At 49.6% G+C, this 21,808-nt stretch carries 23 protein-coding genes, 1 rRNA gene and 7 pseudogenes; 14 read left to right on the top strand and 17 right to left on the bottom strand.

Features of this window, described 5'->3' with window-relative positions; translation table 11 throughout:
- Positions 1-22 precede the first annotated feature (22 nt).
- Both MN084_RS18255 and MN084_RS18260 read right to left on the bottom strand, forming a co-directional pair.
- Positions 23-1,332, bottom strand: a pseudogene (locus MN084_RS18255) (IS5 family transposase).
- 440 nt (positions 1,333-1,772) lie between these two features.
- On the bottom strand, positions 1,773-3,212 hold the full coding sequence (locus tag MN084_RS18260; protein ID WP_445083861.1) for a DNA recombination protein RmuC: 1,440 nt from the start codon (positions 3,210-3,212) through the stop codon (positions 1,773-1,775).
- Positions 3,213-3,398: 186 nt separating this feature from the next.
- Here MN084_RS18260 and MN084_RS18265 point away from each other — a divergent pair, with 186 nt between their 5' ends.
- On the top strand, positions 3,399-4,652 hold the full coding sequence (locus tag MN084_RS18265; RefSeq protein ID WP_241085472.1) for a MiaB/RimO family radical SAM methylthiotransferase: 1,254 nt from the start codon (positions 3,399-3,401) through the stop codon (positions 4,650-4,652).
- Between the two features lie 115 nt (positions 4,653-4,767).
- Entirely contained in the window at positions 4,768-5,385 is a 618-nt protein-coding gene (locus tag MN084_RS18270) for a phosphatase PAP2 family protein (protein ID WP_330178228.1), read from the top strand.
- A 223-nt stretch (positions 5,386-5,608) separates the two neighbouring features.
- Here MN084_RS18270 and MN084_RS18275 read toward each other — a convergent pair whose 3' ends face one another.
- Genes MN084_RS18275 through xthA form a run of 4 tightly spaced genes read right to left on the bottom strand, consistent with a single transcriptional unit; the run spans position 5,609 to position 7,322 of the window.
- Positions 5,609-5,863, bottom strand: coding sequence for a hypothetical protein (locus MN084_RS18275; protein ID WP_241085470.1), 255 nt, complete (start codon positions 5,861-5,863; stop codon positions 5,609-5,611).
- A gap of 2 nt (positions 5,864-5,865) precedes the next feature.
- Positions 5,866-6,048: a hypothetical protein gene (locus MN084_RS18280; protein ID WP_241085469.1), complete on the bottom strand. Its 183-nt coding sequence runs from the start codon at positions 6,046-6,048 to the stop codon at positions 5,866-5,868.
- A 44-nt stretch (positions 6,049-6,092) separates the two neighbouring features.
- Complete coding sequence (locus MN084_RS18285) at positions 6,093-6,461, bottom strand: hypothetical protein (RefSeq protein ID WP_241085468.1); 369 nt, start codon at positions 6,459-6,461, stop codon at positions 6,093-6,095.
- A 45-nt stretch (positions 6,462-6,506) separates the two neighbouring features.
- On the bottom strand, positions 6,507-7,322 hold the full coding sequence (xthA, locus tag MN084_RS18290) for an exodeoxyribonuclease III (protein WP_241085467.1): 816 nt from the start codon (positions 7,320-7,322) through the stop codon (positions 6,507-6,509).
- 112 nt (positions 7,323-7,434) lie between these two features.
- On the opposite strand from xthA, the gene MN084_RS18295 reads away from it, so the two are divergent.
- The 3 genes from MN084_RS18295 to MN084_RS18300 are packed head-to-tail and all read left to right on the top strand — an operon-like array spanning position 7,435 to position 7,988.
- On the top strand, positions 7,435-7,596 hold the full coding sequence (locus MN084_RS18295) for a hypothetical protein (RefSeq protein WP_241085466.1): 162 nt from the start codon (positions 7,435-7,437) through the stop codon (positions 7,594-7,596).
- A complete protein-coding gene (locus tag MN084_RS20135; RefSeq protein WP_445083862.1) occupies positions 7,547-7,774 on the top strand; it encodes a TatD family hydrolase in 228 nt (75 codons plus the stop codon). Before MN084_RS18295 ends, MN084_RS20135 begins: the two co-directional genes overlap by 50 nt.
- Positions 7,761-7,988, top strand: a complete 228-nt coding sequence (locus tag MN084_RS18300) for a TatD family hydrolase (RefSeq protein ID WP_330178229.1) — start codon at positions 7,761-7,763, stop codon at positions 7,986-7,988. Before MN084_RS20135 ends, MN084_RS18300 begins: the two co-directional genes overlap by 14 nt.
- 290 nt (positions 7,989-8,278) lie before the next feature.
- On the opposite strand, the gene MN084_RS18305 is transcribed toward MN084_RS18300, so the two are convergent.
- From MN084_RS18305 to MN084_RS20140, 6 genes and pseudogenes are all read right to left on the bottom strand, one after another.
- Positions 8,279-8,674 carry a hypothetical protein gene (locus tag MN084_RS18305; RefSeq protein WP_241085465.1) on the bottom strand — a complete coding sequence of 132 codons (396 nt, stop codon included), beginning with the start codon at positions 8,672-8,674 and terminating at the stop codon, positions 8,279-8,281.
- A 175-nt stretch (positions 8,675-8,849) separates the two neighbouring features.
- On the bottom strand, positions 8,850-9,164 hold the full coding sequence (locus tag MN084_RS18310) for a transposase (protein ID WP_241085464.1): 315 nt from the start codon (positions 9,162-9,164) through the stop codon (positions 8,850-8,852).
- Between the two features lie 70 nt (positions 9,165-9,234).
- Complete coding sequence (locus tag MN084_RS18315) at positions 9,235-9,450, bottom strand: transposase (RefSeq protein ID WP_330178230.1); 216 nt, start codon at positions 9,448-9,450, stop codon at positions 9,235-9,237.
- Between the two features lie 252 nt (positions 9,451-9,702).
- Positions 9,703-10,614 carry a lysophospholipid acyltransferase family protein gene (locus MN084_RS18320; RefSeq protein ID WP_241085462.1) on the bottom strand — a complete coding sequence of 304 codons (912 nt, stop codon included), beginning with the start codon at positions 10,612-10,614 and terminating at the stop codon, positions 9,703-9,705.
- Complete coding sequence (locus tag MN084_RS18325; protein WP_241085461.1) at positions 10,611-10,832, bottom strand: transposase; 222 nt, start codon at positions 10,830-10,832, stop codon at positions 10,611-10,613. The genes MN084_RS18320 and MN084_RS18325 overlap by 4 nt, the downstream gene beginning before the upstream one ends.
- A 44-nt stretch (positions 10,833-10,876) precedes the next feature.
- Positions 10,877-11,835: pseudogene (locus MN084_RS20140) on the bottom strand (hypothetical protein).
- A 178-nt stretch (positions 11,836-12,013) separates the two neighbouring features.
- Here MN084_RS20140 and MN084_RS18335 point away from each other — a divergent pair.
- The 3 genes and pseudogenes from MN084_RS18335 (at position 12,014) to MN084_RS18345 (ending at position 14,011) form a co-directional block, all read left to right on the top strand.
- A pseudogene (locus tag MN084_RS18335) lies at positions 12,014-12,946 on the top strand (IS5 family transposase).
- Positions 12,947-13,182: 236 nt separating this feature from the next.
- Complete coding sequence (locus MN084_RS18340; RefSeq protein ID WP_241085460.1) at positions 13,183-13,611, top strand: rhodanese-like domain-containing protein; 429 nt, start codon at positions 13,183-13,185, stop codon at positions 13,609-13,611.
- Positions 13,612-13,879: 268 nt separating this feature from the next.
- Positions 13,880-14,011, top strand: a complete 132-nt coding sequence (locus tag MN084_RS18345; protein ID WP_277400109.1) for a hypothetical protein — start codon at positions 13,880-13,882, stop codon at positions 14,009-14,011.
- On the opposite strand, the pseudogene MN084_RS18350 reads toward MN084_RS18345, so the two are convergent.
- Positions 14,000-14,138, bottom strand: a pseudogene (locus MN084_RS18350) (IS256 family transposase); the annotation flags it as partial. The gene MN084_RS18345 and the pseudogene MN084_RS18350 overlap by 12 nt on opposite strands.
- Before the next feature lie 128 nt (positions 14,139-14,266).
- On the opposite strand from MN084_RS18350, the pseudogene MN084_RS20145 reads away from it, so the two are divergent.
- The 4 genes and pseudogenes from MN084_RS20145 to erpA form a co-directional block, all read left to right on the top strand.
- Positions 14,267-14,317: pseudogene (locus tag MN084_RS20145) on the top strand (hypothetical protein); the annotation flags it as partial.
- 256 nt (positions 14,318-14,573) lie between these two features.
- Positions 14,574-14,684: a transposase gene (locus MN084_RS20150; protein WP_241085139.1), complete on the top strand. Its 111-nt coding sequence runs from the start codon at positions 14,574-14,576 to the stop codon at positions 14,682-14,684.
- Between the two features lie 189 nt (positions 14,685-14,873).
- Positions 14,874-15,014, top strand: coding sequence for a hypothetical protein (locus tag MN084_RS18360; RefSeq protein ID WP_330178233.1), 141 nt, complete (start codon positions 14,874-14,876; stop codon positions 15,012-15,014).
- 354 nt (positions 15,015-15,368) lie between these two features.
- Positions 15,369-15,722, top strand: a complete 354-nt coding sequence (gene erpA, locus MN084_RS18365) for an iron-sulfur cluster insertion protein ErpA (RefSeq protein WP_241085458.1) — start codon at positions 15,369-15,371, stop codon at positions 15,720-15,722.
- 27 nt (positions 15,723-15,749) lie between these two features.
- On the opposite strand, the gene MN084_RS18370 is transcribed toward erpA, so the two are convergent.
- From MN084_RS18370 to MN084_RS18380, 3 genes are all read right to left on the bottom strand, one after another.
- On the bottom strand, positions 15,750-16,880 hold the full coding sequence (locus tag MN084_RS18370) for an anhydro-N-acetylmuramic acid kinase (RefSeq protein ID WP_241085457.1): 1,131 nt from the start codon (positions 16,878-16,880) through the stop codon (positions 15,750-15,752).
- A 7-nt stretch (positions 16,881-16,887) separates the two neighbouring features.
- Positions 16,888-18,537 (bottom strand): OapA family protein, encoded by a 1,650-nt coding sequence (locus MN084_RS18375; RefSeq protein ID WP_241085456.1) that lies wholly within the window; start codon positions 18,535-18,537, stop codon positions 16,888-16,890.
- 636 nt (positions 18,538-19,173) lie between these two features.
- Complete coding sequence (locus MN084_RS18380; RefSeq protein ID WP_277400104.1) at positions 19,174-19,305, bottom strand: hypothetical protein; 132 nt, start codon at positions 19,303-19,305, stop codon at positions 19,174-19,176.
- 94 nt (positions 19,306-19,399) lie between these two features.
- Here MN084_RS18380 and MN084_RS20155 point away from each other — a divergent pair.
- A pseudogene (locus MN084_RS20155) lies at positions 19,400-20,264 on the top strand (transposase); the annotation flags it as partial.
- A 115-nt stretch (positions 20,265-20,379) separates the two neighbouring features.
- Positions 20,380-21,324: pseudogene (locus MN084_RS18400) on the top strand (IS256 family transposase).
- Between the two features lie 310 nt (positions 21,325-21,634).
- On the opposite strand, the gene rrf reads toward MN084_RS18400, so the two are convergent.
- A 5S ribosomal RNA gene (gene rrf, locus MN084_RS18405) occupies positions 21,635-21,749 on the bottom strand.
- Positions 21,750-21,808: the final 59 nt, after the last annotated feature.

Genomic DNA, 21,808 nt, shown 5'->3' on the forward strand with positions numbered 1-21,808 from the left:
TCATTCCAGGCACTTAATAATACTATTGTTTCTGTTTTGCAAACAGGAACAACAGTATGGACATGATATTTTTCAGCACAAAAAGAACCTCCCTCATCCATTTTCTGAAGTTGAAGGCAGCCGCCGCCATAAGCAAGTTAATCTGATCCCCGGCAAAGCCTTTAAGAAAGTTCCTTTTTAGCCTGTGGTCACTCTTTAAGTGACCATAGGCTCAATGCCAGCTGGTCTTCTGAAACGTTTTCTGGCTAATGCCATGGCTTCTCCTGAGGTATTCTTCCTAGCAGCCTTTGGCGTTACTATCTGGGTGTCATTAACCTTTGATTTGCCCCGATAACCTCGATCAGCAATACCCACTTTGGGTACTCGATTGATGAGACATTTCACCTGTGCCAAGACCTCAGGTACGGTGTGACCATCAAATACATTCTTCTCAAAAGCCAGGGCACCAATCACAATGCCCGCGTCCCTTGTGGTGGTAATTGATGCCTTGGTGCCAAACTCATAACGCTGCTGGGCCTTGCCTTTGCTCATACAGTAAATATGAGGTTCATGTAGGCTGTACAACTTATTTTTATCAGCACGCTTCTGATTCAGCATGCGCTGGTACAGGGCGAACTTTTCTGCATAGAATTTCTGTTGTTCTCCGGTCATCTTACGCTGTATTTCACGCAGTAATCGGCCGCTGATGGTCTTTAATCGCTTGACGGCCTTACGTGCCTTTTTACGATTCCTCGGATGTGTGGCAAATCGGGTGGGGAGCTTGAGAATTTTTACTTCCTTCTCATGGCTTCGACTGAGCACGATACCTTCTGCTCGGGCCATCTTGAGTAACTGCCCGTGTATCTTTCGGTACTGCTTTGCATCAGTTGGAAAGGTAATGTTTTTCTCTTGTACGGTAGTGTCGATACACATTTCATCTTCGATCGCCTTTTCTTGATGTAAGGCGATAGAGGTAGCCAGGACCTTTTCAAAACCTTCGTTGCCAATACGCTTTCTGAAGTAAGTCAGGTCGGAGGGGTCACAAGGAAGTTGCCATTGGAATTCGATCTCACCCGTAAAACTCTGGTAGTAGGGATTTTGTATCCAGCGTTGAATCAGAACCTCGTCACTGAGGTCTTCCAGATGCTTGAGTATCGAGAGACCCACCATTAGGCAGATGGGTTTTGAGGGCTTTCCAAGATGAGAATAAAGCGGGGCAAATTCAGCATCAAAATATGACCAGTCTATCTGTCTGGCCAATAGCAAAAGTGGATGCTTGGGGTTCAGCTGATCCAGTAAGTTCTGGTGCAGGAAACTTTGCTGGTTGGGATTGGCTGTCTTGGCTTTGCTCAATTATCCACCTCTGTTTCGTCCAGTTTTTCTCTGCTTTTACCCCTTTCACGGACGTTTATTTTATCAAATTTAGACGCTTATTTTACATAAATCATTACGTTATGAATATTTCAGGGTCGACTAAATAGCTTGTTAATTCATATTTATCATGTGTTTATGTATAATTCATTGGTGACAATTTAGCCAAGTTGTTGGCTTGATTTTATTGTGCTTGGATAATGTTAGCGGGAAATCGAATGGTTATTCAAAATATGGGCCGAGAATCAGATCTAAAAATTTCAAGGAACCAGATCCTCAGCCTGATACTTCAGGGACGACTACTCAGTGTCTTTAGGAAACGTCTACTCTAAATTCCCTCTGGCTCTCGTGCTTCACATAAGACCCAGAGAAAACAAGAAACGTCTCCGCGGTTCTCTTTTTAAAATCAACACCATGTCGATTCAATCAGAGTGCTCGCTAACCGCTCCATCTTCTTCCTGTGACTCCAGTAGCGCCTGGGGCGGTTCATCCAGCTCCACCTTCTCTATCTGACCAAAGCGGTCACTGATCTTGCGGGCCGAGATATTGACGTCATCCACATCTTTGTGGGCCTGGCGAATATGGGATGCCAGCTTATCCATGCGTGACTGAAACCGCCCGAAGTCCTTTGAAAGCATATTCAGATGCTGCTGAATAATATGCACCTGCTCCCGGGTAGCAGCATCCTTCAGTACCGCGCGGGCGGTGGTCAGTACCGCCATCATCGTGGTGGGTGAAACCAGCCAGACGCGCCGACGGTAGGCCTCCTCCACCAAATCCGGATAGTGAGCATGGATCTCAGCAAATACCGATTCAGCAGGAATAAACATCACGGCACCATCAGAGGTCTCTTCCGGAATAATGTATTTACCAGCGATATCAGCGATATGCTTCCGAATATCCTGACGAAACTGGCCCGCGGCCCGCTTGCGATCGCCCTCGGCCAACTCCGTGTCCGCCATCTTCCTGAAACTCTCCAGGGGAAACTTTGCATCGATACCGATATTCCCCGTGGGGTCCGGTAGAAATAGCATGCAATCGACCCGGGTTCCGTTACTCAGCGTGTGTTGCAGGGAGAAGCTTGTTTCAGGCATCAGATTGCTCACCAGTGCATTGAGCTGAACCTCACCAAAGGCGCCGCGGGAGCGCTTGTCTGCCAGTACCTCCTGGAGGCTCACCACATTGGTGGAGAGTTCGGTTATCCGTTTCTGCGCTTCATCGATGCGGGTCAGATGTTCAAGCACTCGGGTAAAGGTCTCGGTGGTCTTTTCAAAGCCCTCAGCCAGCCGTTTTTCCACCTGCCCGCTGATCTCTCGCAGACGCTGGTCAGTGGACTCGGTCAGCGCCTCGACCCGCTTCCCAAGCTCACCGGCATTGCGTGACAAACCTTCGGTAAGCTGCCGCCCAATTCCCTCGATACCCCGCGCCAGCCCCTCCTGCTGTGCTAGGCGATTATCTGCTATGGTCTGGGTCAGAGTGCGCTCAAAGCGCTCAAAGCGCTCTGTGAGCTCCAGCTTAAGGTCGGAAGAATCACCGGAGGTCTCTTTTTGCATCTCACCAAAGCGACGTTCAAGCGCCTGATGGAGTTTTGAAATCCGCTGCAATTGCTGCTGTTGAAACTGGTGAACCTCTTCATGTCTTGCCTCCCGTTCTCCCGCCATCTCATGAACCAGCACATGCTCCTGGTCGCGTAACAAAACTTCAAGCTGATGGAGAACCAACCCCTCTCTCTCCCTGGCCTCTGTCAGTTCACGGCGCATCCCCGACTGACGCACCCACAAACCGATCGCGACTAACAGAGTCAGCGCCAACCCGCCAAGGAGTATCAAGCCAATATGCGTAAAGATATCTTGTAAGGTCACTTATTTTTTCCCGGAGCCTGAATCGGATGGGTTATATAATATGCAACAGAGTGTATCAAAAGGTGAGCCTCTCCATGCTGCATTTCTCGTCAATCCAGATGTCGGAAAATATCTCTTTTCATACTTGCATCCACCATCCACAGCCGTAAACTTGCGCACCAGACTACACACCAACCAATTTATCCTATGCGCGTCCATCTTAAAACACTCGGCTGCCACCTCAACGAGGCGGAACTGGAAACCTGGTCAAGGGATTTTCAGGCCCAGGGTCATCAAATTACCCAGGATCTGTCGGATGCCGATCTGGTGGTAGTCAACACCCGTGCCGTAACCGGCGAGGCGGTACGTAAATCCCGTAAGCTGATGCACAAAGTACACCGTGAGAACCCCCATGCAAAACTGGTAGTAAGCAGCTGCTATACCTCGCTCAACCCGGTTACCGATACCCAGATAGAAGGTGTTGATCTGGTAGAGATTACAAATCATCAATCCGATCTCCACTCGATGCCTGCAATAGTGACAATCCCGGAAGAGAACAGCCTGCTCAGCCGGGGACGGCAGCGCGCCTTCATCGAGATTCAGGATGGCTGCCGCTATCAATGCACCTTCTGTATCATCACTGTCGCCCGGGGAGAAGAGCGCTCACGACCGATTCCCGATGTAGTAGATGAGGTAAACAGGCTCCCGACCAGAGGCATACAGGAAGTAGTGCTCGCCGGTGTCCATATCGGAGGCTACGGCAGTGACACTGGTAGCGATCTCTATGAGCTGGTCAAAGCCATACTCGCCGATACCGATATCCCCCTGTTGCGCCCAGGTGCTGTTGAGCCCTGGGATATTCCCGGGCAGTTCTGGTCTCTGTTCGATAACACCCGTTTCATACCTCACCTGCACCTGCCTCTACAGAGCGGTGCTGACACAGTGTTGCGCAGGATGGCCCGGCGCTGTAAAACAGACGACTTCGAGGGGCTGGTAACAGAGGTCCGGCAGCAGATCCCCGATTTTAATCTCACCACCGATATCATTGTCGGGTTTCCTGGCGAAACTGAAGATGAGTGGAACCGGCCCCTGAAATTCGTCGAACGGATAAGTTTTGGCCATCTGCATATTTTTTCCTATTCATCCCGTCCGGACACTCGAGCTGCCGTACTCCCTGATGCGTTACCGAGAGAATTGATCCGCACGCGGAGTGAACAGATGCACCAACTGGGCAACCGACTGAAAAGTCAGACCCAGGAAAGCTACACCGGCCGCCATTTTCCTGTACTGACCGAGGGAGCCGACAACTCAGACAAACAACGCTGGAGTGGCTATACCCCCAACTTTCTTTGCATCGAACTGACCGAAATCGGTGAACCCGGCCTGAAAAACAGTATCAGAATGCTACGAATGAAAGGGATCTCCGAATCCGGAGATGCCCTGATTGCAGAATTGGAGTAACGAATTGTCATCAATTAACGCAAAAGCGTGGCACCTTCTCATCCTGGCATGCAGCAATATAGCGGCGCTGCTACTATTCGCCAGTTGGTTGTTCGAGCCCACACGCTCGCTCTGGATGGATCTTGATATACGTACCTTCTGGGCCATGAACAATTCGCTTAGCTGGAATAAAAGCTGGCAAACCCTCTGGGCCATAGCCAATAACCGCGCATTTGATCTGGTCGCAGCCCTCTCCATCACCTTGATTTTTGCCCACAAGGCACTCTGTCGGGACCGGCAAAATCTCAGTCGTTATATAGCCATTGGTTTAATGATGGTTCTAACGGTGGTTTTGATGATGCAAATCGGAAAAATGATTCCCATCGAGCGGCCAAGTGCTACGGTTGATTTTCAGGAAGCCTTGCGACTTTCACAGTTGGTCCCCGATATCTCGACAAAAGATCTCTCCGAAGACAGTTTCCCGGGAGACCACGGGCTGGTACTGCTGCTCGCTGCCGGCTTCGCTGTTTTCTATCTGCCCCTGACCCATGGTCTGCTGGCGTTCTTCATCATGGTGATTATGACGGTGCCACGACTCATGAGCGGCGCCCACTGGCTTACTGATGAGATTGTTGGCGCAACATCACTGGGGGTAATTGCACTAAGCTGGCTGTTCGCCACCCCACTGCACCGGGTGGCACTGGAATGGATGGAAAAAAGAGTTATCGCTGTACGAGGCCGCTTCAGGCTTTAGATCCACTTGCAACCGATGGTTATTGCCCGCTTAGAGACGCCTTTTTCACCACGGGACTCACGGTAAACTTCCAGGACGTTCGTGTGCTCTAGGGTGTGGCGGGCCTATTTCCAAATGACGCTGTGAATACATCCCTGTACGCCTAGTGGCGCCATACCCTGTCGCAAGCATCTGTACGGTGTTATTGAGAATTTACAATTCACGGAGATAAGAAAATAACGTTTCAGTAACCGTCATCCATGCTCTGATGCTGCTTGCCATCCAGCGACTTACCCTCTCCACGCCGGATAGAGCCTATCTGAGAGGCCAGCCCTTTGCATAGGCTAAACTGTTCCGCTAGGCCGTATTTCCCGCTCAGCAGCTTCTTCAATTCGGTAAATTTGACCCGGGTGGCAAGTTTAAACTGTCGGAGAACTTTATAAATTCTTCCCTTGTAGGCCGTGACATAGACACGTTCCCGGCCTTCTGCATAGATCAACGCTAGCGGTCACCTTCAGATCGTTGATGAATAAAGGCGGGATTCAGCTGCTGTAGTCTGGCGATCTCACCATCAAGGCAATATTGGTTAAACACCCGCTTCAGACAAGCCTCTTCAGCCTGCAGGTCCAGAGAGATCAAAAGCAGTAATGCGATAAAAAAACGATGCCAAAAGTACTTATTCAAAATCACACACTCCAGACAGAAGGCAAACGGTAATGTCCTCTGGTTCAATTAAAACCCTCGGCCTCAAGTTCCAGCAGAAGAAAGATCAATTCATCGGCAAAAATATTTCTACCATCGGGACGCTGGCCAAGACGTCCTCGCTCAAGCCGGTACCTAAGCGCGGCGAGCGGCGCCTCTTCCGGCTCCCATTGTCCTTCAAAGCCATCTGTCGAGTCATGGCTGGCATTAATTTCGTACAGCTTTCCACCTCTACAAAACAGCACAAAAGCCTCACCACAAAAGGCATCCCTGGAGTATGAGGCAAGCAGTATTTCAACCTCTGAAAGCGCTGCATCAACTAGGTCAAACTGATCCTTAAGAAGCTCAATCTCCGCTTCTTTCCAATCATTTAGAAAAAGCCCACTCTCATGCATGCCGGTTCCCGGTATTTCTCAAATAGGGTATTGCTTGGGTACAATTCAAATATCAAATTCAGCCCATATCGGACAGTGGTCTGAAGGTTTCTCCATCCCTCTGAGCACATGAGCAATGCCACCCCCACGGCACTGCTTATTCAGCGACTGGGTCGCCAGTATCAGGTCAATACGCAAACCGCGTTTGGGATCACGATCGAATCCCTTGCTACGATAATCAAACCAGCTGAACTGATCATCGACATCCGGATAGAGCTCCCGGTAGGTGTCAACCAGCCCCCAATCCATCAGTAATGCCACCCACTCCCTCTCCTCCGGGAGGAAACTGCATTTACCTGTGCGCAGCCACCGTTTTGCATTGTCCGCTCCTATGCCGATGTCCTGATCCAGAGGCGCTATGTTCATATCACCAATCACCAGTAACTTCTCATCCGGGGTGAAGCTATTATTAAGATAGCTCATAAGATCGGCATAGAATTTTTTCTTGGCGGAAAATTTTATCGGGTGATCACGACTCTCACCCTGGGGGAAGTAACCATTGACCACCGTCAACGTCTCACCGGAAGCCGTCTCATAGACCGCACTAATCAACCGCCGCTGCACATCATCCGCATCGGAAGGATAGCCTTTCTGTACTGACAAAGGCTCCTGCTTTGATAACAGAGCCACACCATAATGGGTCTTTTGGCCGAAGAAATGGGCCTTGTAGCCCAGCTCTTCAATCATCCCAACGGGAAAGTCCTGGTCCTGAGCCTTGGTCTCCTGAATGCCGATGATATCCGGATCATGCAGCTCTTTCAGGGCCGCCAACTGATGTTCGCGCATTCGTATGCTATTGGTATTGAACGAAACGATTTTCATGGCTACCTTCAACTGATACTATTGTCTTATGAAACGGAGAGTAACATGCAGTGATTCAACCATGCTATGGATGCAACCATGCTACTAAAGTGGTCATTCGATAGCCTTCTCAGTGGAATTAAAGAGAGTGTTGATGCACCTGATCGATAGCCATTGTCACCAGGACAATCCACTGCTCGATCGCGAGCAGATGCTGGTGCGCACCATGGAGATGGGTCTATGTGGTGCCGGCAATCAAAGCAGCATGGTGGCCAAGGGTAAGACAGCTGTGTAACAGCCACACCCGGTTCTATCCCGCCTATGGTCTTCATCCCACGTTTATGGAATCTCATCAGGCGGGAGATATAGAGAACCTCGAACTCTGGCTAAGGCAGGAAAAACCGGTAGCCATCGGCGAGTGCGGACTGTATTTCTTTATTGAGAATCCAGACAGGGCAGATGCGGCTATTTGAGCAACAGTTGGAGCTCGCCCTTCGCTATAGACTCCCGGTGATTGTTCACGCCCGCAAAGCGGTCGAGGAGACAATTAATATCCGGCGCCATTTCCCGGGCATTACCGGTCTTCTCCACAGCTTTTCCGGTAGCAAACAGCAGGCAGAACGGCTTATCGGGATGGGGTTCTTGCTGGATTTCGGCGGGCCAGTGACTTATCCTAATGCAAAATGACTACACAAATTTATCAGCCATTTACCGCTGGACGCCTTGCTGCTCGAGACTAATTCTCCCGGCCAGCCGGATCAGGCCCATCGCTGAGAGCGTAACGAGCCCGCTTATCTTGGAATCATCCTGCAGACGATTACCGAACTGCGTGGTATTTCAACATCAAGCCTAGCAGAAGCCACTACCCGTTAATGCTGGACGGCTGTTTGGTATAACTTGCTGATTTTTGGCTGTAATAACGTATAAAGGAGATCCGACCGGATCTTTGCGCAGCAAGGTTTATCAACATTATAACACTATTTAAGACCATTCAGAATCTTGATCAAATCCATGCTGGCAGTAAAAAAATCATCCGTGGGATGGTCATCATAATAGACCAGAATTCGCCGCATCACCCCTTTGATCTTCACGCCATGCAGCACATCCATCCCGGTTGCCAATGAGAGCCCGGTGGATAATCCGGCCAGCCACTCCTGATAGTTCAGGTAGTGAGCAATCATACTCTCCTGCCCAAATTCTGCAGCTGCAGTCACCTTCATATAATCTTCACAAGATTTAACACCATAGCCGGATACCTGCACCGGTTCCTCCGCAAAAGACGGGGAAGAGATCAGGAAAAGCAGCACCAGGATAGCCGCCTTCACCTGCATGGCCAGAGACCCCGAGAGAGAGAAAGTGTCGGTTTCATTCATAGTATCTCCCAGATAATATCTTTAGAGAACCTCTAAAAAACCGACAAAGGCCAACAGTCTCTAGCAAATCAGGAGACCCCGGTATCTTCACACCGGCCCTGACTTGCCCGGTGCTATGCACCAGTCGATTGGTCTGCTGAGCAAACACGTGCTCAACTCGAGCCCGAACTCTTGATCATTTTCGGTCGGCCTCTTGCTCCCGTTCATTCAGGGGGCGTTTGCGTGTCGACCTGCGATAAATCTGACTGCGGTAAGCAGAACCAGCCCAGACACTCATCTTACTGTTGTTCTCATCCAGCCGTTCCTCGAAGACTTGGCTATCGTGAACTTCAGCTGATGTGATGGCGTATTTGCGAATAACCTTCTGCTTCCGGTCTATGCTGATGTGGTTTTTGTACCCATAGTGGGTTTTGCCATGCTTCATGATCCAGTGGGCTTCAACATTCTTCTGGCGGCTTGTTATCACCTCATGCCTCAGGGCTGCCCCCATCTTTGATTTGCCTATTTTCCTCTCGCGTATCACGTTGCCTGGGTACTGGAACGATAGCGGCATCTACAATCTATCCCTTGCGAGCACTGAAGCCTGCTGCATCAATCTGGATCAACAGCTCTGAAAAGAGTTTATCAGCAAGGCCCCGTTTTTTCAGGCACTCACGATATACCCAAACCGTTTTGGCATCGGGTACCTTACCCTCCTGGCTCAGCCCAAGAAAACGACAAAAGCTATAGCGATCCCGAATTTGGAACTCTGCTTGATCACCGGACAGATTGAACATTAGTACCGCATCGTAAGGTGGGCGCCCACCTTTGCTGGGATCACCGTTTTTATAAACTGAGTCCAGCAATACCCGAAAACCTCCTAGTCTACGGTCCTTTCCAGCTTTGGCAGCGGATCTCCCAGTTGCTCAAGGGGTCCAAGTCGGTCTTGATGATCAAAAAAACTCGGCTGCATGGCTTTTATCAATGGTTGGTTGAGTTGGTTACTATGTATCACTGATTTTTGGAAGGTTTTTAGAGGTTCCCTAGAGTTAATCCGTATCTGGCGCTCTCAAGCTCTCCCGCTGCTGGGTAAACCGCCGGTAACTCCAGAGATATTGGGATGGTCGATAGCGGATACAGCTCTCAAGGCCACGGTTCATGGCCGTTGCCGCTACCACAAGATTGGCATCATATATTTCGTCAGGACCTTTGAACCAATGCATCTGATACCCCTTGGCACCAGGCAGTCTCTCAGCGAACATAAACAACACAGGAGCCCCTGTTCTCTTTGCCAGACGGCAGGCCAGCACCATAGTCAGCGCAGGCCGGCCAAGAAAAGGGGCAAACACACTACCCTGCCTGCCCGCTGCTTTTGGTTGCTGATCGGCAAGCAACGCCGCCATTTCGCCATTTTTTATCGCCGTGTATAACCCTTTCACACCCTTAGGGGTCGCCGACAGCATATTCACCCCACTACTGGTACGGCCAGCTTTGATCAGGCCATCCAACTCTGCGGCCCTTGGCGGACGATAGAGCGCTGTCACCTTGGAAAGGGAAGAGAGATAGTGAATACCGACCTCCCAGTTCCCCTGATGGGTACCAATGGCAATCAGCCCCCGGCCCTGGGCCAAGATTTCTCTACAGATATCCTCCGCTTTGCCAGGCACAACGCGGGCAATCCATATGGACGGATCACCCAACCAGACAGCCGGCATCTCAAGCAGCGTTTTGGCGTTTTCAATCAAAGTTTGCCTGAGCAGAACGGACTGCTCCGGGCGGGTAAGCTCTGGCAAGCAGGTCGCAATATTGGTTTCAGCCGTTCGTTTCTCCCGGTTTGGCAACAGGTAAACAAGCCAGCCCAAAGCAACGCCGATCGACTGCGAAACCCGGAGCGGAAACCGGGAAAAAAGAGCTACAATAAAGAGTACGGCTCTTCTCCTAATCGAGAGGGGAAGTGTCACCCAACTACTCCCTCAGGATAAAGATTCAGCCCTCCAAGGTAGAAGTAGATTGCATTGGCAAACAGCGCCTTGTTGCGGAAACCTCTGCTACACACCTTGATCATCTTGACTCGGCTGTTGAAACCTTCTGCCGGACCATTACTTGCCTCCAAAACAACAGCGTTCAATATTCCCCGCAGATGATCCTTGATTGTTCCCGCCACTTCCTTATCTCTCAAGGGGGTACGTTAATCTGCTCACCCAATTAGGGGAAGAGTCCTTATTACAAGTGACTAAGTTCATATCTCGCTGCATATTCACTTCCTAGCCAATTTGGCGGCTCGCATTTTTTGCATTTACAGTCCCTCCACTCCTTTACAGCAACTACACTAGGCATACCCTCCATCGTTAAATGAACCCAGCGATGTAGGGTTTGCCCTGTCTGCTGCCATGCTTCCTTCATATCCTTCAAGAAAGCTTCAGTTGATTTAGATTCAATTGACCAGGGTTCTCCATAGATCTTGATGATCTCTTCCTGTGATCGCTCGTACAACCGCATAATTGCCTCCATCCGTTCAAAATGAGCAATTCGTTTGGGTGTATATTTTTCACCATGCTTACGGGGTCGCCCAAGCTGACCTCATTTTCTCTTTGGCAGTTCTTCATATAGACGAGTATCTCTACAAACCTGCCCGATAACATAAAATCCGTGCTGTTTCATTGATTCAATAAACCAGCTATCCACCAAAACTCTTACCTTTAACCCTGAAATAATCGGTATCAGGCGGGATAGTAGGGGCAAATGCTATTGCCTCACCACCTTCCCTCTTTACTATAGCAAGCCAGACTTATCCAACATTGTCCTCACACATCTTGTGCAAGATCAGGTTTGTTCCCGTGCCGATGATGGATCCTTGTTGCCGGGTGCTTTTTTAGAAGCCCGGAGCGTCAATGTGTCGCCAATTGCATGGTCCTCACTATTCTCAGTATGAGTCGGACAAATGACCGTGCTAAGGTCAACCATGACCATCTGCCATTTTGTAACCATTTGTAGTAGCTGGTCCAATGGCTTCGCATACCCAGCATCAAATAGGCATCAGTTATAAAACCCGCAGAGACAGGCATCGAGCCAATAAGTAACTCAATGAAAGTATCGGCAGATCCTAGGGGTAACGCTTTGCACAACAATGTTATCCAATGGAACAGCTCGCGGGGGATATTACCGTATCCTGTTGTGTTCATAGCGGCCTCCAGAAGACCTACTCCTCTTCATGAAGGCGCGGCAACGCTTGAACTGCTGCCATGTCAAGCTTTTTATGCAGTCTTCGGGTTTTATCCTCCTGAAACTCTGGGGCATCTCTGATTTAATTTAGATCAATCGTATACCATTGATCTATAGATCACCAGTTCCAGGAAAACGATGAAACAGCAAAGCTTAGAAGCTCGGGGCTTTGAAAAATACCGAAAAAAGACCCGCAAGGAGCAGTTCTGGATGAGATGGAGCAAATCATTCCCTGGAAGGAGCTTGGCGAGGTCATAGCACCCTGTTACCCAAATCCGAAGGGCGCGGGGTGGAAAGCCCGTTGGTCTGGAGCACATGCGGCGCATCCACTTTCTACAGCACTGGTTTGAACTCTCTGATCCCGCAGCGGAAGAAGCGCTTCATGATTTACGTGCCATGGGTAAGTTCGTCAGTATCGACCTAAGTAATGAGCCCGTACCGGATGAAACAACCATCTGCAATTTTTGCCATCTGATGGAAAGGAATAGTCTTGGGGATGAGCTGTTTCGTTTGGTCAATGTTTACCTGGCCGAGAATGGTATGAAGCTCAACCCGGGAACCCTTGTTGATGCCACGATCATCACAACGAAGAACAAAGAGATAAACCGTAATCCGGATATGCATCAAACCCACAAAGGCAATCAATGGTACCCTTGGCATGAAGGCCTATATTGGCGTGGACTGATCCACTCAATTGCTGTGACACCGGCCAATATCCATGATTCGCAGGTATTGGAAGACCTGTTGCATGGAAACGAAACCCGCGTACGGGGAGATTCTGCCTATGCAGGACAGAAAGATAAACTGACCAAGCATGCGCCAAAGGCCAAAGATTTTACCCCGAAGAAAGCCTGTCGTAATCGACAATTAACTGGACAGGAGCCATCAGCGAATCGATACAAATCGAGAACGCGCGCCAGAGTAGAGCATGTATTCGGTGTAATGAGGCAGCAGTTTGATTTTAACAAGGTTCGCTATCGAGAGCTTGAGAAAAATACCCATTGTGTGTTTATCAAGTGTGCCTTGATTAATCGGGTACTGGCTAAGCGGCATTTATTAGCCATATCATAGGCAAGTTGCGGCTGAAAGACCCGGAATAGCCAAAATTAAGGTCAAATCCGGGAATAACGCAGGTTGTTTTTACAAATATTCAAGATTGGATGGCAGGCGAAATGAAAAACTCTAATTTTTCAGACCATCCTTGATAGTATATCATTCGCAATATTACAGTACGCCTAAAAAAAGATGATAATTGGATCATTGTCCCCCGGACCATGCCGGGAGGATGTCAGGAGGTCGCAATAAAGATGAAAAAAACAGAGCCGATTGGACTTTCACCCCAACAAACCCTGCAGATGCTGAAAGATGATACCCGGACGATACTGGTAGATATACGTTCCAGCATAGAATTTCTCTTTGTCGGCCACCCTCAGGGCGCTGTGCATGTTCCCTGGATCGATGAGCCGGATTGGGTGGTAAACCTCCATTTCGTTACCGATATCCGCAAACTTGTGTTAGGTGGTGCTGTCTGCACTATGGATGAAGGGTGTGCCCCTGTAATCCTTATCTGCCGTAGTGGAAAACGTTCCCTGGAGGCAGGCAAAGCGCTACTCGAAGCCGATTTCAAAAGCGTTTTCCATGTCAATGGGGGATTTGAGGGGGATCTTGATGACACGCACCACCGCAGCACAGTCAATGGCTGGCGCTTTCATCAGCTGCCCTGGGAACAGTGTTAATTTAGGAAGGATATCAATCCACTGCGGTTAGTTGATAACCTAACCTATAATTAGTCGTCCTTGAAGTATCAGGCTGAAGATCTGGTTCCTTGAACCTTTTAGATTTGATTTTCCACCCATATGATTGGAATAATCAGTTCGATTTTCCGCTAACATTATCTTAAGCACAATAAAGCCGAGCCAACAACTTGGCTAAAGGGAACGAGGGTGTCCTGAATTCTGTGTAACTGCCTATAATTAAACCCAAGCGTGGTTGAGGATAGGCACTATGAACAAGAAAGAACTACAGGCGACAGCCCAGGCGGCCGCTAATCACATCAAAACTGAAGAAGATCTCAACGAGTTTCGGCCAAAATCACGGTCGATGCAGCACTCAACGTCGAACTGGATGATCATCTAACTCAGCGTTCAGTGCCGCTTCGACCGTAATCTTGGTTAGCATTCTGATGGAAGTCTTTGAGGTCGTCTTCCGTCTTGATATTTTTAGCAGCCGCCTGGGCTATCCCCTGGAGCTCTTTCTTGTCGATCAGCTGCCTTGTCCTCTCCCTTGTTTGGATTTAATTATAGGCAGTTACACAGAATTTAGGCCTGTCTCGACAAAAGCTATAGCGATCCCGTATTTGTAACTCTGTCAGATGATCAAACAGAGCTCCAAATACGGGATCGCTATAGCTTTTGTTGTTTTCTTGGGCTGAGCCCTGAGGGTAAGGTACCCGATGCTAAAACAGTTTGGGTATATCGTGGGCACCTGAAAGAACGGGGCCTTGTTGCAGAGCCGTTGATCCAGATTGATGCAGCAGGCTTCAGTGCTCGCAAGGGGCAGATTGTAGATGCCGCTATCGTTCCAATACCCAGGCAACGTAATACGCGAGAGGAAAATAGGCAGATCAAAGCCGGGGACAGCCCTGAGGCATGGGGTGATAACAAACGCCATCAGAAGAATGTTGAAGCCCACTGGAACCATGAAGCATGGCAAAACCCACTATGGGTACAAAAACCACATCAGCATAGACCGGAAGCACAAAGTCATTCGCAAGTACGCCATCACATCAGCTAAAGTTCACGATAGCTAGGTCTTCGAAGAACTGCTGGAGTGAGAATAACAGTAATGGAGGTGTCTGGGCCGATTCTGCTTACCACAGTGAAGAGCGGGAGCCTGCTTTAGCAGATGCAAATTACCGCAGTCACATTCACCGCAAGTCGATACACAAACGCCTCTTGAATGAACAGGAGCAAGAGGCAAACCGAAAACGATCAAGAGTTTGGGTTTGCGAGTTGAGCACGTGTTTGCCCAGCAGGCCAATCAACTAGTGCGTAGCATCGGCCAAGGCAGGGTCGGTGTGAAGATGGGTATGATGAATTTGGTGTACAACATGCGTCGATTGGTGTGGCTGGCCGGATGAAGCGATGGATGTTGCCAGAAAAACGAGTGAAGAGACCGGGCCTCTCCGGATTTGCTAAAAACTATTGGGCTTTGCCGGGTTTTTAGAGGTTCCTTTAACTTAGTGCCATTCGGGTTAGTAATGATATTATTTGTTGTGATTACAAAGTGTAAAAAAGGCATTTTTGACAGAGTTTCGTGAAAAATAGTGCCGTTTCTGGGTAGGCATTAACCCGTGACCCACTCTTTCAATGGGCGCGCTCCCACAGAGGCTTGCTTCATAATAGTTGACTAAATTGCTCAGAAAAGCATAATTAGAGGAATACTTAGCCACTCTTAAGTAGATGGCTTTTCTGGATTGTTTTGGAGTTTCGCGATGAGTGTTGCAGAAATTGGGGCCGAAAGCCCACTGGTTTTCACCTCCGGCGCGGCCACAAAGGTGGCTTCATTGATTGAAGAAGAAGGAAACCCTGATCTTGTGTTACGGATTTATATTCAGGGCGGCGGTTGTTCTGGATTTCAGTATGGGTTCACCTTTGATGAAGATGAAAAAGAGGGCGATACCAAAGTGGTCACCGATGGCGTTACACTGTTGGTCGATCCTATGAGCCTGCAGTATCTCATGGGTGCTGAAGTGGACTACACCGAAAATCTCCAGGGTTCACAGTTCGTTATCCGCAATCCCAATGCAAGCACTACCTGTGGTTGCGGCTCCTCGTTCTCAGTCTGACCAATTAGGCGGGAGGTGTGGATGCTCTTACCGTGTTTGTGAAACTCGCCCTGAATAGATACCGCCGAGTGGAACCGGGTGTGATGCTCCTGTGACACTTGGCAGATTACCGGCTGCTCCAAGCTGCGTCTGCCGAGCCAGCCAGGCAAATGCGATGGCTTCGACTTGGTCCGGAGGGATTCCATGATCATCACTGGTTTCTAGAACGCCTCCCTTGAAGCGCTGATCCAACTGCCGCATCAGCTCACTATTGTGAATACCGCCACCGCAGCCGATTATTCTTTGGCATTCGGGTGCTTGCCGTTGCAGTGCCCGGCATACAGTTTCTGCCGTTAACGCGGTGAGTGTTGCCTGGATGTCTGCATGACTCAGGTTCCGGTAGCTGCTGGTCGCTTTTTCGAGCCAATGGGAGCTGAAATATTCCGGGCCAGTGCTCTTCGGCGGCGGATGCTGAAAATAGTCATCCTCCAGCAGAGTGCTAAGCAGTGCTTCGCAGATCTCTCCGCTGGCGGCCCAGTTGCCATTTTCATCTCTGGGTTGGTTCAGATGCTTGTAGGCCCAGTAATCCAGAAGTGTATTACCCGGGCCGGTGTCAAAGCCGGTGATTTCAGCTGGACTGCTGCCAGGCAAAAGAGTGAGATTGGCGATGCCGCCAATATTCAGTATGGCCCGGTATTCTGATGGCGTGTGGAACACGGTCGCATGAAATGCCGGGACTAGGGGTGCCCCTTCTCCGCCGGCAGCAATATCCCTACGCCGAAAATCGGCTACCACCGTTATACGGGTTCGCTCGGCAATTCGATTGGGGTCGCCTATCTGCAAGCTGAAGGGATGTTTGGCATTGGGTCGATGGCGGATCGTTTGGCCGTGTGACCCGATGGCGCTGACATTATCTTGGCGGGTGTTTGTCTGCTCCAGCAGCTCGAGTGCTGCATCGGCAAAACCGTCGGCGACCAGAATATCAAGTTCACCCATGCGGTCTATTTCATTGCCACCAGGTCTGCTCAGTTGGCGCAGCCTCTCTTGAAGTGCCTCTGGCCAGGGGCGGCTATGATGGCCAAGCAGATTGATCCCATTCGGTCGAAACTGCACCAAAACGGCATCGATACCATCCATGCTGGTGCCAGACATCAGGCCGACATAGAGCGTGCTCTCCACGCCGGAGCTACTGGGCCTGTTCTGCTTCAGCGAGCATAGTGTTGCTGATCAGATCCAGTTTTGCCAGTAGTAGCCTGCTCTCTTTTTTAAAATCTTCACGGTATTTTTTTGCAATAGGCGCAGCTGCCGGCAGCTTCACTTTTAGTGGGTTCCGATGCACCCCGTTAACGCGGAACTCATAGTGCAGGTGGGGCCCGGTGGCCAAGCCAGTTTTTCCAACATAACCGATGATTTGTCCCTGCTTAACCCGCGTTCCTGTTTTAACTTTGCTACGGTACTTCGACATGTGGCCGTAGAGCGTGGTGTACTGGCTGCCGTGCTTGATAATTATGGCTTTGCCATAACCGCCTTTGCGGCCGCGAAATATCACTTTTCCATCGCCTGCCGCTTTAATCGGTGTACCGGTTGCAGCAGCATAATCCACTCCACGATGGGGGCGGCGCTTACCGAGTACCGGATGCCAACGTGCTTTGGTGAAACGCGATGAGATCCGGCGAAAATCGACTGGCGCTCTCAGGAAGGCTTTTCGCATGCTCCTACCATCCGGAGAAAAGTAGCTGCTGTTTCCTTTATCGTCTTCATAGCGGACAGCTCTGAAAATCTTTCCCCTATTGATAAATTCCGCAGCGAGAATTGACCCGTTGCGATACTTTTTATTATCCAGATACTTTTCTGCGTAGATTAGACTGAACTGATCGCCTGCCCGAATCTCCAAGGCAAAATCAACATCCCAGCCGAAGATGTTTGCCAACTCCATGGTGAGTGAGTCAGAGAGTCCTGCATTCTGTGCCGCCAGGTAAAGCGAGTTGGTGATGATGCCGGAGACCTCTGCTACCCGTTCTTCCAGCTTGCGTTCAATTGTCTTGGTCGAGAAGCTGTCACCCTTGGGCAGAATTTGCTGGCTGAGGATTGGGCTGCGCTGATGGATCAGCTCCAGGAAGTTTCCCTGCTGGTCAACGCGCACCTTCAATTTTTCGCCTGGTTTGATGTTGGCGAGTTTTTTTGCCTCTTTTCCGCTGTGTGTGATTCGGTGCAGGAGGTTTGCAGATAGCGCCAGGCGTTTGAATATTTTGGCCAGGGAGTCGCCCGGTTTTACCTTCTCAATGAGCCAGTGCCCGGTTGTATCTGCTGTTCGCTGCTGCCCTGGCTGTTTTGTTTCGTGAGAGGATGCAGTCGTAGCAGCGACATTGACCGCTGATATTTTACTCGGGTTTGATTGCTCTGGTTGGCGTGTTGTGTCCGGCTTCTCTATGTTTTTTCCGGCTATTACAGCCGGGAGTTCTGATTGCTCAGTAACCAATGTTGTTGGTGTTATAGCGACTGTTTCCAGTGGCCCCGTCGATACGGCTACTTGTTTTGATTGGGTGGCGCTGCCAATCTGTTGCTGTACAGGCAGGAAAACCAAGGTTGTTTCTTCCCTGGGTAGTTGCTGCATTTTAGCGACCGTAGCCTGGGGAGGGAGGGAGAGCTCGAGAGTTTTGACGGCCGACTTTATTGCGTTTACAGCCTGGACAGGTGCAGGATCATTCAGGAATTGAAGGGTGCCATAGATGCCGCTCGCACCCAGCCCAATAGCGACCAGTGCTATTAGGTTTATGCGGGGATAGCATCCTCTTCTCCTGTTTAGATCCATGCTGGGTTTGTAGTCGTTTATCATAGTTTTATTACCAATCCCCGGAAATCCAATGGTAATGACCCGCCGAATATATAGTATTTCTCTGTTTTTTTCCAGGATATAGACAGGTAGTTAATTCACGGCATAACTCGCTTATGCAGCTAAGTGATGCCAGTACAGGTAGAGTGAAAATGGAGGCGGAGATAGGAAGATACTACCTGTTGAAAGACAAGAGAGCCCCAGCACACCTCGTTCCTTCTTTAACTAGGAGCCCCTGATCAATTCATGAGTTGGTGTCTGACAGCTAAAATCTCCCGACTCTGTGCTGAAAATCTTGGCAATAGCCAGCTATTATCGACAATTTTCGCCTTGATCCAGAAAATTTCAACTCGTCATCCATCCGATCCGGAATTAGTCAGAGGCTCCTATCTTATCCAGGATAAAATAGCTCCGTTTGTGGTTGGGTATAAACTATTTTAAAATTGGTTACTGATAATCAGCCAGAGGTTTACGAGTAGGGTACTTATCCGATATCTTCAGTCTGTGCGGTGAAATGATGGTCCGCGCTACATCTGGCCGAATGCTGTATGGTTCAAGCTTGTCACTGACTTTTTTGGCAGCGGCCTGCTATTTGTCTGCTCAGTAAGTCAGGCTGCCACCGTTTGACATAAAATACCTCTACCGAACCAGGAAGATACTGCTGATCCAGGCAGCGTCAGCACGCCTCGCCCAGATATCGTTTAATCGATAGCCACTCTTTCCCTGATCGAACTTGCCCTTCAACTGGAATCCGCTGCAGATACTCCTCATGTCGCGGTGCCTTCAGACGCTTCAGTCCTTCCCGGTTCGCTTGAGGTGTAATTTGATAGGCACCAAAAAAAGTCGCGTATCTGGTTGATTTAGAATGCGAAAGTCAATCAAACAGCCGACAGAATACGCCACCACGAATAAGAGCACAATTGTTTCGATCAAAGATCGAGAGCAGATCGCTGATCCACTGACAGAGTTGCTCAGAATGGGAGGCCGAAAGTTGATTGAACAAGCGATAGAAGCGGAATTGCAAGCCTTGTTATCCTAATTTCCGGACAACAAACTGAGTGTGGTCATGCTGCTGTCGTAGGCAATGGTTACCTGCCGGAACGACTCATCCAGACAGATATAGGTCCACCGTGAAGGTACCCAAGGTACGCTCTAGATCTGGAGACCCGATCACTTTCCACACTGCGTTGGTCCCTCCCTATATTTGCAAAACCCGTTCGCTGGAAGCTGCGATTCCCTGGCTTTATAGCCGCGGTAAGATGAGGGAAGCACTCAAGGTGCGGGCCGGCCCGGAAGCAAAAGGGCTATCTGCCAGTACGGTTTCCCGGCTGAAGCAGGTACGGGCACAGGGGTCTCGGATTGTGGTGCATCACCAGATTTGGCAAAGCTCGCTGGGTAGACGGCATCTACAGTAGCCTGAGAGCTGGACAGGCAAAACTCTGCGCATTGGTTGTTATTCGTGTCAATGAACGGGGTGAGAAGCATTTTCTGGTGATAGAAAATGGTGTCCGGGAGTCGACGCAGAGCTGGCATGAAGTCCTGCTGAAGTTGAAATCACGTGGAATGAACAGTCTGGCGGTGATGGTGCCATAGGCTTTTCGGGCCGCGCCTTGGAGGACATCTACCCGGAAACCCGTCAGCAACGCTGCTGGATGCATAAAACGGGTCATGTGCTCAATACCTTGCCCAAGTCATTACAACCAAAAGCCAAGCAGGTGTTGCACGATACCTAGCAAGCCGCCGATACCCGGGATAATGCAGAGAAAGCCTTGGAGCCGTTTGTGGATGTGGAGACTGTCCTGAATTCTGTATAACTGCCTATCATTAAACCCAAACAAGGGGACGATCGACAAGAAAGAGCTCCAGGCAATAGCCCAAGCGGCCGCTAAAAACATCAAAACTGAAGAAGATCTCAACGAGTTTCGGCAAATGCTGGCCAGGATCACGGTCGAGGCAGCACTCAATGCTGAACTGGCTGATCATCTTAGCTTTGCCAAACATGAACAACCCGAAGCGAGTAATAGCCGCAACGGCACTACTGGCAAGACCTTGCAAACGGAAGATGGCCAGTTTGAACTGGATACCCCGCGAGATAGAGCGGGCAGCTTTGAACCTCAGCTAGTTAAGAAGCACCAGCGTCGATTTACCTCAATGGATGACAAGGTCCTCTTCTTGTATGCCCAAGGTATGACAACCCGCGAAATCGTCACGACATTCAAGGAGATGTATGGGGCCGATGTCTCTGCCACACTCATATCCAAAGTCACTGATGCGGTTATCGAGCAGGTTGTCGAATGGCAATCTTGCCCCCTGGATGCGATTTAGCCTATTGTTTATCTGGACAGGATTGTCGTTAAAATCCGGCAAGACAAGAAAGTGATCAACAAAGCAATTTACCTCGCTTTTGGCGTCAGCCTGGAAGGCCACAAGGAATTATCGGGGATGTGGCTACCGGAGAATGAGGGTGCCAAGTTCTGGCTGAACCTGCTGACAGAGCTTCAGAATCGCGGTGTGAAGGATATTTTGATTGCCTGTGTCGATGGCTTAAAGGGCTTTCCTGATGCAATCAACACGGCTTTTCCAAATACCCAGATCCAGCCGATGAACAGCGTGGTTCGCAAGGCAATTAAAAAACGGAAGCTATTTCCGACCGACTATTCGGCAATGAAAGTAGTGTACCTGGCGGTGCAGCAAGCATCAAAAAAATGGACCATGCCGATTCGCAATTGGAAACCAGCACTGAATAGATTTATGATTGAGTTCGAAGAACGCTTGGCGGAGTACATTTAACCCTGCAGTTACACGGAAACCGTTACACCCTCGTTCTTTTTGATCAATCCCCGCTTCCTTTGCCATTGGTTACTACTTTATCGCTGGTTTTGGAGTTTTTTTAGAGGCTCTCTTAACTCAACTATCTGTGGAGACGGGATAAAATCCCTCCGGGTAACATCGACCAAGATCAGGTCGGGGACAGTCGAGCAGCCGCGTTGTTTGTTGTGTACTTACGTTTGCAACTGTAACAAATTTATGCAATTAGCCCTTAATTCCCCCGGACAAAAAAACCCCGCACCCGTAAAGGATGCGAGGGTTCTGGACTAAAGCCTAGCAGTGACCTACTTTCACATGGGGAGACCCCACACTATCATCGGCGATACACCGTTTCACTTCTGAGTTCGAGATGGATCAGGTGGTACCAGTGCTCTATGGCCGCTAGGCAAACTGTTAGTCTGCCGTTCACACGACAGACAGCATTCGGTTTAGATTGTAAAAAGGC

Source organism: Candidatus Vondammii sp. HM_W22 (assembly GCF_022530855.2).
Classification (GTDB): domain Bacteria; phylum Pseudomonadota; class Gammaproteobacteria; order Chromatiales; family Chromatiaceae; genus Vondammii.